Consider the following 12,832-nt stretch of genomic DNA (forward strand, 5'->3'; position numbering starts at 1 on the left):
AAAACGGATTAAGCCGTGAATCAGATGGCTGCTAATTATCCCGAACTTTTGAGGACAGAAGAAACCTGGCGAGTTTCATCTGCAACGGTACGACGCAGTATAATTCGGTTAACAAAGAAAAAATTTGGCTCTTCATTACTTGGTATGCCAAACTATCAGTTGAAACGATGAGAAGCGTGATACCCCGCAATTTCCCCCAATTTAGTGCCTCCGCCGCCCTAAGTAATTCTAATAGGGTTGGAGAATAGATTGATAATCCATCCGAGTAAATAAAGTTGGCTCCCTGCTTGAGAAAATTTAACCCAAGGATGATGAATTATGGATGTATCTAGTTGTACAGAGATTCGCAAGCCAAGGACAGATGACAAACGACTGTGGGATATTATCCTTGGTAATGCAGGACAACGAACACTGATGGTTGCTCATGACCTCAAACTTTTTCCTCTGCTTGCTGAAAAACCTCGCACTCTAGCCGAAGTTTGTGAAGCGCTGGAAATAGAGTGCCGTCCCGCGCAAGCTATCTTGGGAGTGCTTGTTTATCTTGAACTGATACAAGTCAAACAAGACTATTATTCCCTTTGTGCTATTGCCGAGGACTATCTTTTAGACAGCAGCTCAACCTACTGGGGCGGTCAGCTGGACTTTATGATTGCCAATGAATACGTAGTATGCTCGTATGAGAGCTTAAAAAAAGCGGTGCTGACCAATTCGCCGCAGCTTTATAAAAGCGATAAACCATTTGAGACCCATGAAGAGCAAGCCGAGTTGGCACGCGTCTTTACTTACACAATGCACGCTCACAGCATGGGGCCTGCTCTTGCTTGGCCGGAAATTATTGACCTGTCAGAATACAAGATTTTACTAGACATTGGAGGAGGATCGGGAGCTCATGCGATTGGTGCAACGTGTAAATGGTCGCACTTGCAAGCCCTGGTTTTAGATATGCTTCCCGTGTGCGAGGTAGCCCAAGAATTTATCAAGCGCTTTGGCTTACAAAGTCGAATTCAGACTTGTGTCAGCGATATGTGGCAAGACCCCTTTCCAGCGGCAGACCTGCACTTTTATGCAGATATATACCATGACTGGTCGGTGGAACAAGGACGTTTTTTGACTCAGAAAAGCTTTGAAAGTCTGCCATCTGGGGGTCGCATCATTATCCACGAAATGCTCTACGACGAGCCAAAAGTGGGTCCGCTTGCAGTTGCGGCATATAATCTCACAATGCTGGTGTTAATCGAAGGTCAGCAATATTCAGCTAAGGAATTGTCAGCGATGCTGGCAGAGACGGGTTTTACCGATGTTGAAGTCAAGCCGAGCTTTGGCTACTGGAGTATCGTCACGGGCTGTAAGCCATAGAAACTTTTCAAGTCGGAAGCCAAGATCCAGTTCAGGAGAAAGTTGCGCTGGCCAACTGATACCGCCAACTAAAGCAATGAAAAAACTGTTGAGTTGGCTCTAAAAGGGTAGGCGTGGTGCTAACAAAGTGAAAAACATTTGAGTTTTGGAGGAGTTAGTTATGAAGATTTCAGCAGTAATTCAAGGTTTATCTATAGCTACAGTTCTGTTAGTAGCTGGACTTCCTGCTTATGGAGCGTCGATATTCATAAACTCACCAGCAGCACAATTGGACGATGACCCCATTTTAGACATAGCGGGTCGTCCTGGTGACACTTTTAGTTGGGAGGGATTTATTGATACTACTGGTCTCACCGCTAATCTACAGTCTTTCAATGCGTTCGCAGTTCGCGCTACAGATGAGATTCCTGGGTTCGAGATTGAGGGTGAAGATACTACCGAGTTGCAACAGTTTTTCCCCAATTTTTCCACGCAGTTCAGTGTTGATCCTAATTCGGCTTTGGACGGCATATTTATAGGAAATCGTAGTGGTCCTCCTGGGTTACCCCCAAACTATGCCGGTAGGATAGTAACTAAGGTCACTATCACCTTGGGAGATCAACTCAACAATGATGGACAAGTAGATTATAGGCTTGGCATATCATCTGCAATCGATGCTAACGGCAAAGATGTCACGGATCAATTCAACATCGTCGAGTTTGAGGTTCAGCCAGCTTCAGTTCCTGAACCATCAAGCATTTTTGGCTTAGTTATAGCTGGAGGATTTGGAGTCTTTTTAAGAAACCAAAAGAAGAAGGTGCAATATTAGTATAATATCAAGTTTTTGCTCGACTACAACACTCCTCAAAACCGATTAATCCGTGAATCAAATGGCTGCTAATCTCCTGAATTTTTGAGGAGAGAAAAACCCCGGTTGAGTTAGCTCTAAAAGGGTAGGGTGTGGTGCTAACAAAGTGAAAAATGTTTGAGGTTCAGCCAGCTCCAGTTCCTGAACCTCAAACATTTTTTGCTTAGTTCTAGTTCTAATCCTACCGAAACCGAACGAATGAAAAAATGTAGCTCATTAAAGGTTGGTGTTTATGCTTAACAATAAGTTCTATAACCGTCGTCGTTTTCTTCAAACTGCCGCCCTATTTTCTGCTGGCTTGACGACTTCGCTAGCCAACCCTCGTCGGACGAATGCTCAGGATGATTCGGTAGAAGCTGTTGTTATCGGTAGTGGCTTCGGTGGCGCTGTTGCCGCTTTACGTTTGGGGCAAGCTGGTATCGATACATTGATTATAGAGCGAGGTCGTCGTTGGCCTATTACATCTGCTCAAAATACTTTTGCTACTTACCGTAATCCTGATGGTCGAGCCGCTTGGCTCAGTCCAAAAACAGTGCTATTTGACGAAGTTCCTATAGACGTATATACAGGAGTTTTAGAGCGTAAAGATGAAAATGGAGTTTCTGTTTACTGTGGTGCTGGAGTCGGAGGTGGTTCTTTAGTCTATAACGGTATTACTTACCAACCTCCCCGCGAACTCTTCTATAAAGTCTTTCCTAAAACAATTAACTATGACGAGATGGATAGAGTTTATTACCCTCGCGTTCATTCCATCATAAACCCAGCACCAATTCCTCAAGATATTTTGGCTACTGACTACTATTTAGCAACTAGGCTCTTTCTTCAGCAAGCGGCGGTCGCTGGATTACCTAGCCGTTTGCTAGACATAGCTGTAGACTGGAATATTGTTCGCCAAGAAATCAATGGCACTAAAGTTCCTTCCGCTATTATTGGCGAAAACTGGTACGGTCTTAATAGTGGAGCAAGAAAAAGTCTAGATCGTAACTACTTAACTCAGGCAGAGCAAACCGGGCATGTGGATATTCTGCCTCTTCATATAGTAACAGAAATCTCTGAAGTACCGGGGTATGGCTACCGAGTTGCCTGCACCCAAATTAATGAGTCTGGAGAAATTATTGCCACAAAAACTATTACTTGTAAATATCTATTTTTGGCAGCTGGTTCTATGGGAACCTCTAGGCTTCTAGTCAAAGCCAAAGCAACAGGTACACTACCTAGGTTAAATGACTACATTGGTTTAGACTGGGGAACTAACGGAGACACTCTTACTATTCGTTTAGGTTTTCCACAACCCACACACCCCGGACTGGGAGGACCTGCAACTGCAGCTATTCAATATTTCGATAACCCTCTTGGTCCGATTTCTCTCCTATCATTCCCGATATGGAATGCTCCCGAAGGGTCTCTAGTATCTCTCGGTATAGGCATTCCCTCTGTAAAGGGAAGATTCAACTACGATTCAACTACAGGTTTGGTTAAACTCAAGTGGCCAGATAGTAACAATTCGGGAGACCCAAAAGTTCTGAAAGCGGCAGAATTTGCCTCCAGATTAATTAACAGGAAAAACGCTACTTCGATTAGCCAGCCACAAACAAATATAACAATGGGTAGCTATCCTCAGCGTAAAATCCGAATTACGGATCAAGTATCTGATAACATTCCTGTTTCCCATCCATTAGGAGGAGCTGTCTTAGGAAAAGCCTGCGATTTATATGGTCGAGTCATCGGTTATCGGGGTCTGTATGTTGTTGATAGTGCATTGATTCCCGGCTCTACAGGAGCTACAAGTCCCTCTTTTACCATTGCGGCTTTGGCAGAACGCTGCATGGAACGGATTCTTGTAGAAGATATTGCCTAGTATCATGTCTGGGTAAGTGAATGAGTAATTCAAGGCGATCGCCATTCTCTGAAGGTTGTTCTATAATTTGCAGTAAGCTTTGCAAAATCTCTGCTTCCCCAGCAAATTTAGGAGTTTTAGTGATGGTGCGAAGGCTATCAGATTCAACTAACTGAATCAACCAAACAAATGCCATGAATGACGAATTCTACAATAGAGGATTGGAAAAAGCTAGGCGAAAAGACTACGCTGGAGCAATTGAGGAATTTAACCATGCTTTAGAATTGACACCTTACTTTACTGAAGCTCACTTGCAACGGGGTTTGGCATATTATGACTCAGGTGCAATCCTTAAGGCTGTTTCAGATTATACCGAAGCTCTGAAGCTGAATCCTGAGAGTGTAGAGGCATATTATTGTCGTGGATTGGCAAGGGTGGCACTGAAAAATCTGCCGGGGGCGCTGGAGGATGTTGAACGCGCTATTCGTCTCAATGTCAATTATGCTCCGGCTTATAATCTGCGGGGGATGGTGCGGCGCAAACAGGGTTCTATTCAAGATGCGATCGCTAACTTTAAAAAGGCTGCACAATTATATTTAGAGCGACAGGATAAAGAGAATTGTCGCCTTTGTTTAGAAAGAATTAAACAGTTACAACTCCAAGAATTACCTGCTGTACAGCAATCTCGTTCTACAAATACACCAATTTTATCCACAAAGGAATATTTCACACAATTATTAGAAAAGGCTGAAAAGGGAGATACCCAAGAAGCACTTGCCGATTTAAACTGGGTATTGCAAGCCGATCCGCAAGATGCCCAAGCTTACTGCTGTCGTGGGGTTGTGCGTTGTAAAATGGGGAATTATCGAGAAGCGATCGCAGATTTTAATCAAGCATTGCGGCTAAATTTTCAAGATGCCATTGTCTATCGCAACCGAGGCAAAGCACGTTCTGTATTGGGAGATCATCAAGGAGCGATCGCAGACTTTAACCAAGCACTCCAGATCCAACCCGAAGATGCCTTAATCTATATTGCCAGAGGTAATACCTATAGGGCAACTGGCAATTATCTTGGTGCAATTCAAGATTACACCCAAGCACTACAAATAAATCCTGATGATGCTCAAGCTTACTACAATCGCGGCATTGCCTATACTTGTTTAGAAGAAATGCAAAATGCTCTGGAAGATTATCAACGGGCAGCGAGTATCTTTTGTGAACAAGAAGATTGGGGAAATTATCAACAAGTTTTAAGTAGCTTAGAAAAAATCCAGAAATTTAATCCAGAGTCAAAAAAGCAAAAATATAATCTGCTACGTCGGCAACTTTTGCGAATGGTTGGAGGATATTGGGAAATCGCCGAACGATTGATTGAGCAGAAGCAGGATTACTATCCTGAGATGTCAGACGAGTGGTATTTGCAAAAAGTAATTGATGATTTAGAACGCGATCGCAATAGATAGAAGATAAATACCACATCTATAGCAATCCGATTTGATTTTTGAACTTATCTGGGTAGACAGGCAAGAGGCAAGAGGCAAGAGGCAAGAGGCAAGAGGCAACGGGAAAGAATGCTCTTTGATCTGTACGGAGTTTTTTCAGAAATCAAATCATAGTCCTATATCAATGATAAATTACTTAGTGACATCAACTATTAAAATTTACATTTTAGCCACGATCACAATTACTACAATAAAATAGTCACACACCTGATCTCTGGAGTTCTGGCAGTGGGCTTATTTGATGATTTGAGTCGGTTTCTAGAAAACCGTTTAGAAGAATTCTTGCGTAACAATCCACATTTGGAGCTAGAGGCGCTGTTAGAACAGCTGCGTGAGCAAGAGGAAGACACATTAAAGTTAATCGCAGAGTTACAATTACAAGAGAAGCGATCGCAAGAGGAAATTCTGTCCGTCGCTCAAGAAATCCAACGTTGGCATATCCGTGTTCAAAAAGCGAAAGCTGCTAACAGAGAGGATTTAGCCACTGCGGCAGGTGAGCGAGAAGCCGCCTTGTTGCGTGAAGGAAATCAGCGCTGGGGACACATGCAAGGGCTAAAAGAACGCATTAATCAATCTCAGGAACTACTGCGGAAAATTCAGCAGCGACGACAGGAGGTGCAAACTAAAGCTGCTGAAGCACAGACAGAGCGTGCTAAAGCACAAACGCAGCAGCGCTTGGAAACTAATGGTTGGTCAAATCAAACTAGCACTTATTCTGGTGGTTTTGATGACTTAGAAGACAAGTTCAGTCGTTGGGAAACCCAAGATGAGTTAGAAAAAATGAAGCGGAATTTAGGTAAATAATTGCCAAGGCTAAAGCATAAAGGATGAAAGCTAAATAATCAAACTTCATCCTTCATACTTCCTATTTTATTTATTATCTGTATTATCAATAACAGGTTTTACTATTTATTCACTATTAAAAATTTGACATTTTCACACTTAGTACAAGCATCAAGCAAGTGAATTATATAAATTGTATTTAATTTACTAATCAGAATTTATTTTTCTGATAAAGTTTAGTGGAGTCAAGTTTTAAGTTTTCTTGGTACTACTCTTATCTCATCATTAGAGGATGTTTGAAAAGCATTTTTGGTAACATCAAAGCCTCGAAACCGAACCCCCCTAGCCCCCCTTCCCTACAAGGGAATGGGGGTTTCAAAGCCTCTCTCCGCTTGTCTGACGACAGGCTGACGCCAACGGGGAGAGGTTTGGAGAGGGGTTTCTAGTATACTTTACGACTTTTCAAACATCCTCTTAGAATACTTAAACTTGTTTGAGTAACTGCCAAAGAAGAGAAGATATAAAAAATTTTCTGTTGGCAAAAGAGGAAGTGTAATCAAAATCACTTTTTTATTCGCTGTTTTGTATTGTTGCCGCAGTATTTCCCAGATATTTTCAATGAGAACTGAGGCAGAGAAAATAATATGTTTTTAGACATTTTAGCTAGCCTACAACGGTTATTTGTCGGTTATATTCCAGCCGCTGTATTGGGTAGTCTCATCGGTTATTTAATTGGATTGAATAGCATGATGTATCAGCTATTCAGACGGATATTTCAGATACCACATAGTATCCCTCCTATAGCCTTGCTACCTATTGCCCTAATAGTGTTTAGAGAGAGCGAACCGGCTGCTGTTGTAGTAGTTTTTCTGGGAACTCTCTGGACGATGATCATTAATACGGCAATAGGTATGCAACATTTCCATAGACAGAACAATAACTTTCGAGTAGCTATATTTCATATATTTCATGCTCTGAAAGTTGGTATTTGGGTAGCCTGGTTTACAGTTATTGCCACAGAAATGTTGACAGGCCCTAAAGGACTTGGCTTTCTCGTTTGGGATAGTTATAAAAATGGCAACGTTGATTCGATAATCGAGGCGATACTCTACATCGGTATTATTGGCCTTTTGCTGGATCAGTTATTAGATTTCACAGCATATATTCTCTCGAAAATGGTTTCAGATGGGAAAAAATCTTCCTAAACTTTATCTAGGCTTGCGGATTAGTACCTTGCCAGCTAAGAGGTTGTTTTAAAAGTCTAAAAGATGCCATCAAGCAAATTGGTAGTGGTGGTAACATGGCTGCACCGATGTTGGCAGAATTTCTCGGTGGTGATGCTTTCTTAGGTTTTATAGCAGCTGTTTCCTTTGCTACGATTTTGGCAGTTGTGGCGATATTGCTGGGTATTTTGTTTAAACAGTATCCCACTTTCTTTTATTGTGGCGATTGTCGTTTCACTATTGAGTACTGAACAGCAAGCACTAGACAAATTTGCGGAAGTTGAGGCTCGCATCCACATTGGTTCTAGAATGTGATTTTGTCAACGCACAAACAAGTTCTGAGCGGCGAAACAGTTCAGATAAGCCCAAAGCCCTCATGTAGAGACGCGATTTATTGCGTCTTCAAAAACTACGGTACACGCACAAGTCTTTTGACATGCATCTTAGTTGCATCGACTTGCAAAAATTAATTTACCTTACGTTATGCAGTAACTTTAAAAAATTTGCAGGGATTAAGCGGATAATAGGGAGAGATGAAAAGACAAGAGACGCGATAAATCGCCGTCTCTACAATCTATAATTTTCATCAAAAAACCTTAATCGAACTGTATTGATCTGACTTGTGTACACCGTAGTCCTTTGGGAAAAGTCCGCGCAGGCAGACTTTGTTTGTGTAGCCGCGAATTCTATTGCCTTGGCTGTGCTTTTGCCTACTGTCCAAGTTCTTTGATGTTTTTCATCACTTGTTGGTATAAATCGTTGTTACCCTGACTTTGAAAAATGCTTGCTGCTTGTTGTAAGTCTTTAAGCGCTCCCTGTTTGTCTCCATTGGTGGCGCGGGCATTTCCCCGATTATTGTAGGCAGGGGCAAAGTTAGGATTGAGACGAATAGCTTCATTGTAATCTTCGATCGCACCCTGTGGATCTCCATTGGTAGCACGAGCATTTCCGCGATTATTATAAGCGATCGCATATTTTGGGTCGAGAAGAACAGCTTGGTCAAAATCATCTAGCGCCCTTCTTTTTTCTCCTAGTGAGGCGTGGGCATTGCCGCGATTATTGTAGGCTTCGGCATAGTTGGGATTCAGGCGAATCGCTTCACTGTAATCTTTAACTGCTTCTCTGTTGCCGCCTAGTGAGGCGCGGGCATTCCCCAGGTTATTGTAGGCTTCGGCATCGTTGGAGTTGATGCGAAGTGCTTGATTGTAATCTGCGATCGCTTTTTCTTTGTCTCCCAAATCAAAGTAGGCTAATCCCCGGCCGTTGTAGGCAGCGCCATATTGAGAATTTTGAGCAATTGCCTTATTATATGAAGCGATCGCAGCTTGTAAATCGCCGTTTAAATGCTGATTCTTTCCCTGAATATAGAACTCCCCACCCTTCGATGTTGTCGCTGAACTACGGCTAGGTGGACTGACTCCTATTTCTGTCACCAATACATTGTCATTACTACTACAAGAAACACTGCTAATTGCAGTCAATGTAGTAAAAATAGCTATGGTAAATAAAGTATTTACCCTTGTTCGCTTTTGCCCAAATAAACGCCGTTTCATAAGTTAATATAAACTGCCATAACGCCTGAACAAAATTACTACCAAAATCTAGATTTTAATTCTTTAACTCAATAATTACTCTCACCTTTGATATAAGTGTAAAATCAATTGACTAATTTACCTAATATTCAATAGTTTTATTTAATGGTTATGTATAGGAACAATTAAAAAACATCTATAAAACTCGTAATTTTTGCTCTTTCTTAAGATTTACTTTATAAATCGACTCTTAGTAATGGATTCCTGAAAAAGAAACCACTGTTTATAATGTTTGTTAGGATACTTTTTGAAAAAACATATTTAAAATATTAAGATTTCTTCTAAACCATAACTCTATAAATTCTGGCATTTGTAGCGATGTGAACAATTTACTCATCCTCAGTTTCACTCACTTGAGTTTTGGGAGTTAGCCGCCAAGAGGTGTTTTTTTCAATATCTACAGATAGTTGTTCCAGATTTTGCCCTAAATCTTTTTGGAGTTTCTGAGTTAATGTGATCGGAAAATCTAAATTAATACCTTGAGTTTGTGCTAACCTTGCCAATTCTGGAAAATTAACTTTAACTGTAGTGCGCTCATAACTAGTCAGCTTGTAATCAGAAGTTTCCGATATATTTTGAGCTTGCATGGCTTTTTTTATGCGTTCTTGCAAATGCTCAAATTCTGAATTCAACAACTTCCATTGCTGCTCAAGTTGTGAGTATCTGGCACTTAGTGAGATTAAATTTTCCGTTGCGGCATCGGGACTAGCTTGGGTTTGTAACCCTAACAAATTTAAGTGGATTTGAGCAAGATAAATACAGTCTAGGTAAGCATACTCTATCTGTTCTTCAGTTAGGGGACGTTTTCCCCAATTGCTTTTTTGTTCTTGTTTGTCAATATTGTTAAAGCTACAAAGTGCTGTAGCTATAGTCTTAAGTTGGTAGTTAGGTAATGGCAAAAGATAGTAAGGAATTTTTTTGGACATTTCCAAAGTGCAAGTAATATTTTTGGCTTTCTTGTTACCGAGAAATTTTACGTCATAACTAGCATTGTGAAACACTTTTTCAATTGTAGAATTTACCATGATTTTTTCAATAAATTCAGCTATAATATCAGGATGATCTAGGACATCTAAAAGATAGACGCGATCGCCACTCATATCTTTAGGATTATCTAATACCTGAATCAGCGATAGTCGGGGATTACGACTTTTATAGTCAGCCACTTCTGTATCTATCCACAACGTTTTAGCATTGGTATATTCAGCGACAGTAGCACTAATTTCGCTGGCGGAAGTAAGGTACGGCATTGGCTAATATTTTCTAGTATTTAGGGCATTGTAAGCAAGCCATAGTTTTCTAAAGTAACATTTTGTTGGTCAATTTGTTTGCACAGAATTGTAAAAACGCTGAAGTTTTGAGTTTCAATCGCCAAACTGACTCAAATCTGATAACATCGAATGACGACTGTAGGGCAGCATAGTCTAACCTTAAATATAGCTACTTAGCATCTACATCAAATTGGCAAAAAGGCACAGACTCTATGCAGAGTTATACTGATTAGCAGTTGTTAGGAAAATTGAATTGACGCTTCTCAAAACTGGCTGCAAAATCTTAGCCTCAAAAAATCGTCCAGGTTTCAATTTTCAGTAACCTCAGTGCTTTGTTCAGCACTTTTGCTGCTTTACATTTAATTTTTTTTAACATTTGCTCCTCACCGTGACACACACCTCAATTAATCGCTTCAAGTATTCAATTCGGAGATAGATAATGAAAAAGCTAATTCCATTGCTAGTTAGCAGTATTTTGGTAGTTGGTACTTTTGGCTGTCAAGAGGCTCCTAAAACTGGTTTGGATACTCCTAGCACTAATGAAGCCGCTCAAGCGCCAGCAAAGCCAGCTTCGCAGACAAATCAAACTGCGGATAAAACTACTCCTTCAGCTGTTAATAGCAACACTAAAGTTAAAACCGATGCTGAAAAAATAGCAGTAACAAAAGCCAATGGCGACTTAAAAACTGAAGTTAGTAAAAAGTTGAATAAAGGCTTACCAGGAAATAAGTTAGAAGTTGAAAATAAAGAGGATGAAATTATCCTCAAAGGCACAGTGGCTTCTGTTGAAGAACTCCAGAAAGCTGAAACCTTGGCTAAGGAAGTTCAAGGTGTAAAGATGGTGAAGGTGGAAGCAAAAGTTGAAGCTGTAAAAAAGCTATGAAAGAATAACTGAAGCTCTCAGTTAACAGTGCAATAGCTAAATCAGCTTACATCGTCATGTAAAGATAAACAGGATTTACGTCTGCGTAAGCCCTGTTTTTTTGCTTAAATAAGGGAGAAAACGCCTTACAACTGGCATATTGATTTGAGGACTTGCAACAACTCGATTGAAGATTCAGAGCGAGTTATATCTAGTTTTGGCAATAATTGGTAAATAGGGGGATTTCCTTGCTGTATATAGACAAACTGATAATCCATTCCATTGGTAGTCACACCCCAAACTGATGTTTGATTTTCTAGACTTTTGTAGGCATAGGTAAGCAATTGTGGCAAACCCTCTGAGGCATTAAAACTACTATTTTTAGATTCAATCACTAAAATCCAAAAGGGCGTAGTTACTACTCTTCCCTGAGTCTTATTAATAGCTAAAATATCCATCCGTCCTTTGATGTTTGTATCTTCATCTTCGACGGAAATACCAACAATATTTTCTTCTAAAGTAATTTTAATACTGGAATTATAAAAGCCAGCTAACTTCATTAATGGTGCAAGGAAGAGAAATTTTATTTGCCCTTCCGAGATTTTACCTGCTGCATAGTAACTACGAAATAGATTGCGTATTTGTGACAGTTCTTGTTGTTCAAAGTCTGTGAGTGATTCCAGTCCTAGTAATGGTGTAATTGAGCCATTTAACTGTTCTTCAAATTTCAGTAAGTGTTGAACGTCTTCCAGGCTAAGATTTCTTGCGTCTAAAGTAGTAGTCATGAATTTACTCCTTTATAGTCTTTATAAAAATAACTACACAAGATTATATTATCGCTATTGAAGCAGTGGTAAGTGAATAATTCGGTTTTGATATTCATCATTAAAAGATGCTTGAGCAATTAAACTTAATTCATCAATAGTTTGACCGATGGTTAATTTATCATTCAAAATAAAAAGACCTGGTATATTACGCCCTTGGGCGATATGTTCAGCTAAATGTCCAGGCATAGATGTACGGTTATTTGTGACTAAAAGAAAGTTATGTTCCTCACACCAGTATAATATTTCTGGATCTAGTGTGCCTCTGGGAGGAGCGCCAGGATCACCAACTACCCACATCATTAAGGTAGGGTTGCGGTGAACAAATTGTCGATTGTAGACTTTATCAACATTTTCATCAAGAAGATATTTGAGAGTCATGTACTTTTTTCATCGCTTCTCTTTCAGCTTTCAGTTTTAGCAATTTGATTACAACTGGCGGTGGATTACGTCGCTGTTCTTCTCGCATTCGATGACTATGTTCTAGCCAATCAGCTATGTAAGCACTGACTGCTTCTTTGTTATGCAGGTAATAGAGAATAGTTGCATATACTTGCTCTAAAGTTACTGATGGATAACTTTGGGAAATTTCTTCTGGAGTTCGAGCGCGATGGATGAAATCATAGAGTATGGTTTCAATTCCTACTCTTGTACCTTTGAGTCGAATATCATCAGGACGCTGAAAATCGAAGTAATCTTCTAGTTGCATAATTTAGCTGATTATTATATCTACCC

At 40.3% G+C, this 12,832-nt stretch carries 15 protein-coding genes; 9 read left to right on the forward strand and 6 right to left on the reverse strand.

Features of this window, described 5'->3' with window-relative positions:
• Positions 1–15 precede the first annotated feature (15 nt).
• From F8S12_RS26255 to F8S12_RS26270, 4 genes are all read left to right on the forward strand, one after another.
• Positions 16–171 carry a hypothetical protein gene (locus tag F8S12_RS26255; protein ID WP_196519227.1) on the forward strand — a complete coding sequence of 52 codons (156 nt, stop codon included), beginning with the start codon at positions 16–18 and terminating at the stop codon, positions 169–171.
• A gap of 147 nt (positions 172–318) precedes the next feature.
• On the forward strand, positions 319–1,356 hold the full coding sequence (locus tag F8S12_RS26260; RefSeq protein WP_196519228.1) for a methyltransferase: 1,038 nt from the start codon (positions 319–321) through the stop codon (positions 1,354–1,356).
• 160 nt (positions 1,357–1,516) lie between these two features.
• Positions 1,517–2,164, forward strand: a complete 648-nt coding sequence (locus tag F8S12_RS26265; RefSeq protein WP_196519229.1) for a PEP-CTERM sorting domain-containing protein — start codon at positions 1,517–1,519, stop codon at positions 2,162–2,164.
• 271 nt (positions 2,165–2,435) lie between these two features.
• Positions 2,436–4,061: a GMC oxidoreductase gene (locus F8S12_RS26270; RefSeq protein ID WP_196519230.1), complete on the forward strand. Its 1,626-nt coding sequence runs from the start codon at positions 2,436–2,438 to the stop codon at positions 4,059–4,061.
• On the opposite strand, the gene F8S12_RS26275 is transcribed toward F8S12_RS26270, so the two are convergent.
• Positions 4,000–4,236, reverse strand: a complete 237-nt coding sequence (locus tag F8S12_RS26275; RefSeq protein ID WP_196519231.1) for a hypothetical protein — start codon at positions 4,234–4,236, stop codon at positions 4,000–4,002. The two genes, F8S12_RS26270 and F8S12_RS26275, sit on opposite strands and share 62 nt — an antisense overlap.
• Here F8S12_RS26275 and F8S12_RS26280 point away from each other — a divergent pair.
• The 4 genes from F8S12_RS26280 to F8S12_RS40980 all read left to right on the forward strand — a co-directional run bounded on the left by F8S12_RS26280 (position 4,235) and on the right by F8S12_RS40980 (position 7,799).
• Positions 4,235–5,503: a tetratricopeptide repeat protein gene (locus F8S12_RS26280; protein ID WP_196519232.1), complete on the forward strand. Its 1,269-nt coding sequence runs from the start codon at positions 4,235–4,237 to the stop codon at positions 5,501–5,503. The two genes, F8S12_RS26275 and F8S12_RS26280, sit on opposite strands and share 2 nt — an antisense overlap.
• A 267-nt stretch (positions 5,504–5,770) precedes the next feature.
• Positions 5,771–6,346: a TIGR04376 family protein gene (locus F8S12_RS26285; protein ID WP_196519233.1), complete on the forward strand. Its 576-nt coding sequence runs from the start codon at positions 5,771–5,773 to the stop codon at positions 6,344–6,346.
• A 623-nt stretch (positions 6,347–6,969) separates the two neighbouring features.
• Positions 6,970–7,530, forward strand: a complete 561-nt coding sequence (locus tag F8S12_RS26290; RefSeq protein WP_196519234.1) for a nitrate transporter — start codon at positions 6,970–6,972, stop codon at positions 7,528–7,530.
• A 95-nt stretch (positions 7,531–7,625) separates the two neighbouring features.
• Positions 7,626–7,799, forward strand: coding sequence for a hypothetical protein (locus F8S12_RS40980; protein WP_230968285.1), 174 nt, complete (start codon positions 7,626–7,628; stop codon positions 7,797–7,799).
• A 459-nt stretch (positions 7,800–8,258) separates the two neighbouring features.
• Here F8S12_RS40980 and F8S12_RS26300 read toward each other — a convergent pair whose 3' ends face one another.
• Both F8S12_RS26300 and F8S12_RS26305 read right to left on the reverse strand, forming a co-directional pair.
• Positions 8,259–9,101 carry a tetratricopeptide repeat protein gene (locus F8S12_RS26300; RefSeq protein ID WP_196519235.1) on the reverse strand — a complete coding sequence of 281 codons (843 nt, stop codon included), beginning with the start codon at positions 9,099–9,101 and terminating at the stop codon, positions 8,259–8,261.
• 368 nt (positions 9,102–9,469) lie between these two features.
• Positions 9,470–10,390, reverse strand: coding sequence for a ribonuclease D (locus F8S12_RS26305; protein WP_196519236.1), 921 nt, complete (start codon positions 10,388–10,390; stop codon positions 9,470–9,472).
• Between the two features lie 460 nt (positions 10,391–10,850).
• On the opposite strand from F8S12_RS26305, the gene F8S12_RS26310 reads away from it, so the two are divergent.
• Entirely contained in the window at positions 10,851–11,294 is a 444-nt protein-coding gene (locus F8S12_RS26310) for a BON domain-containing protein (RefSeq protein ID WP_196519237.1), read from the forward strand.
• A gap of 125 nt (positions 11,295–11,419) precedes the next feature.
• Here the strand turns inward: F8S12_RS26310 and F8S12_RS26315 are convergent, their stop codons facing one another.
• Genes F8S12_RS26315 through F8S12_RS26325 form a run of 3 tightly spaced genes read right to left on the reverse strand, consistent with a single transcriptional unit; the run spans position 11,420 to position 12,806 of the window.
• Positions 11,420–12,058, reverse strand: coding sequence for a restriction endonuclease subunit R (locus tag F8S12_RS26315; RefSeq protein ID WP_196519238.1), 639 nt, complete (start codon positions 12,056–12,058; stop codon positions 11,420–11,422).
• A 54-nt stretch (positions 12,059–12,112) separates the two neighbouring features.
• The gene (locus tag F8S12_RS26320) at positions 12,113–12,478 is read right to left on the reverse strand and encodes a DUF5615 family PIN-like protein (RefSeq protein WP_196519239.1); all 366 of its coding nucleotides are present in this window, start codon (positions 12,476–12,478) and stop codon (positions 12,113–12,115) included.
• Entirely contained in the window at positions 12,456–12,806 is a 351-nt protein-coding gene (locus F8S12_RS26325; protein ID WP_196519240.1) for a DUF433 domain-containing protein, read from the reverse strand. Before F8S12_RS26325 ends, F8S12_RS26320 begins: the two co-directional genes overlap by 23 nt.
• Between the last annotated feature and the right edge of the window lie 26 nt (positions 12,807–12,832).

This window comes from Nostoc sp. WHI, from assembly GCF_015714725.1.
Taxonomy (GTDB): Bacteria; Cyanobacteriota; Cyanobacteriia; order Cyanobacteriales; family Nostocaceae; genus Nostoc.

What these genes read in the sequence shown, in the direction of transcription:
- F8S12_RS26260 (WP_196519228.1), top strand. Translation starts at nt 319, where the DNA reads ATGGATGTATCTAGTTGTACAGAGATTCGCAAGCCAAGGACAGATGAC.
- F8S12_RS40980 (WP_230968285.1), top strand. Translation starts at nt 7,626, where the DNA reads ATGGCTGCACCGATGTTGGCAGAATTTCTCGGTGGTGATGCTTTCTTA.
- F8S12_RS26320 (WP_196519239.1), bottom strand. Translation starts at nt 12,478, where the DNA reads ATGACTCTCAAATATCTTCTTGATGAAAATGTTGATAAAGTCTACAAT.
- F8S12_RS26315 (WP_196519238.1), bottom strand. Translation starts at nt 12,058, where the DNA reads ATGACTACTACTTTAGACGCAAGAAATCTTAGCCTGGAAGACGTTCAA.
- F8S12_RS26280 (WP_196519232.1), top strand. Translation starts at nt 4,235, where the DNA reads ATGAATGACGAATTCTACAATAGAGGATTGGAAAAAGCTAGGCGAAAA.
- F8S12_RS26290 (WP_196519234.1), top strand. Translation starts at nt 6,970, where the DNA reads ATGTTTTTAGACATTTTAGCTAGCCTACAACGGTTATTTGTCGGTTAT.
- F8S12_RS26300 (WP_196519235.1), bottom strand. Translation starts at nt 9,101, where the DNA reads ATGAAACGGCGTTTATTTGGGCAAAAGCGAACAAGGGTAAATACTTTA.
- F8S12_RS26325 (WP_196519240.1), bottom strand. Translation starts at nt 12,806, where the DNA reads ATGCAACTAGAAGATTACTTCGATTTTCAGCGTCCTGATGATATTCGA.
- F8S12_RS26265 (WP_196519229.1), top strand. Translation starts at nt 1,517, where the DNA reads ATGAAGATTTCAGCAGTAATTCAAGGTTTATCTATAGCTACAGTTCTG.
- F8S12_RS26270 (WP_196519230.1), top strand. Translation starts at nt 2,436, where the DNA reads ATGCTTAACAATAAGTTCTATAACCGTCGTCGTTTTCTTCAAACTGCC.
- F8S12_RS26275 (WP_196519231.1), bottom strand. Translation starts at nt 4,236, where the DNA reads ATGGCATTTGTTTGGTTGATTCAGTTAGTTGAATCTGATAGCCTTCGC.
- F8S12_RS26305 (WP_196519236.1), bottom strand. Translation starts at nt 10,390, where the DNA reads ATGCCGTACCTTACTTCCGCCAGCGAAATTAGTGCTACTGTCGCTGAA.
- F8S12_RS26310 (WP_196519237.1), top strand. Translation starts at nt 10,851, where the DNA reads ATGAAAAAGCTAATTCCATTGCTAGTTAGCAGTATTTTGGTAGTTGGT.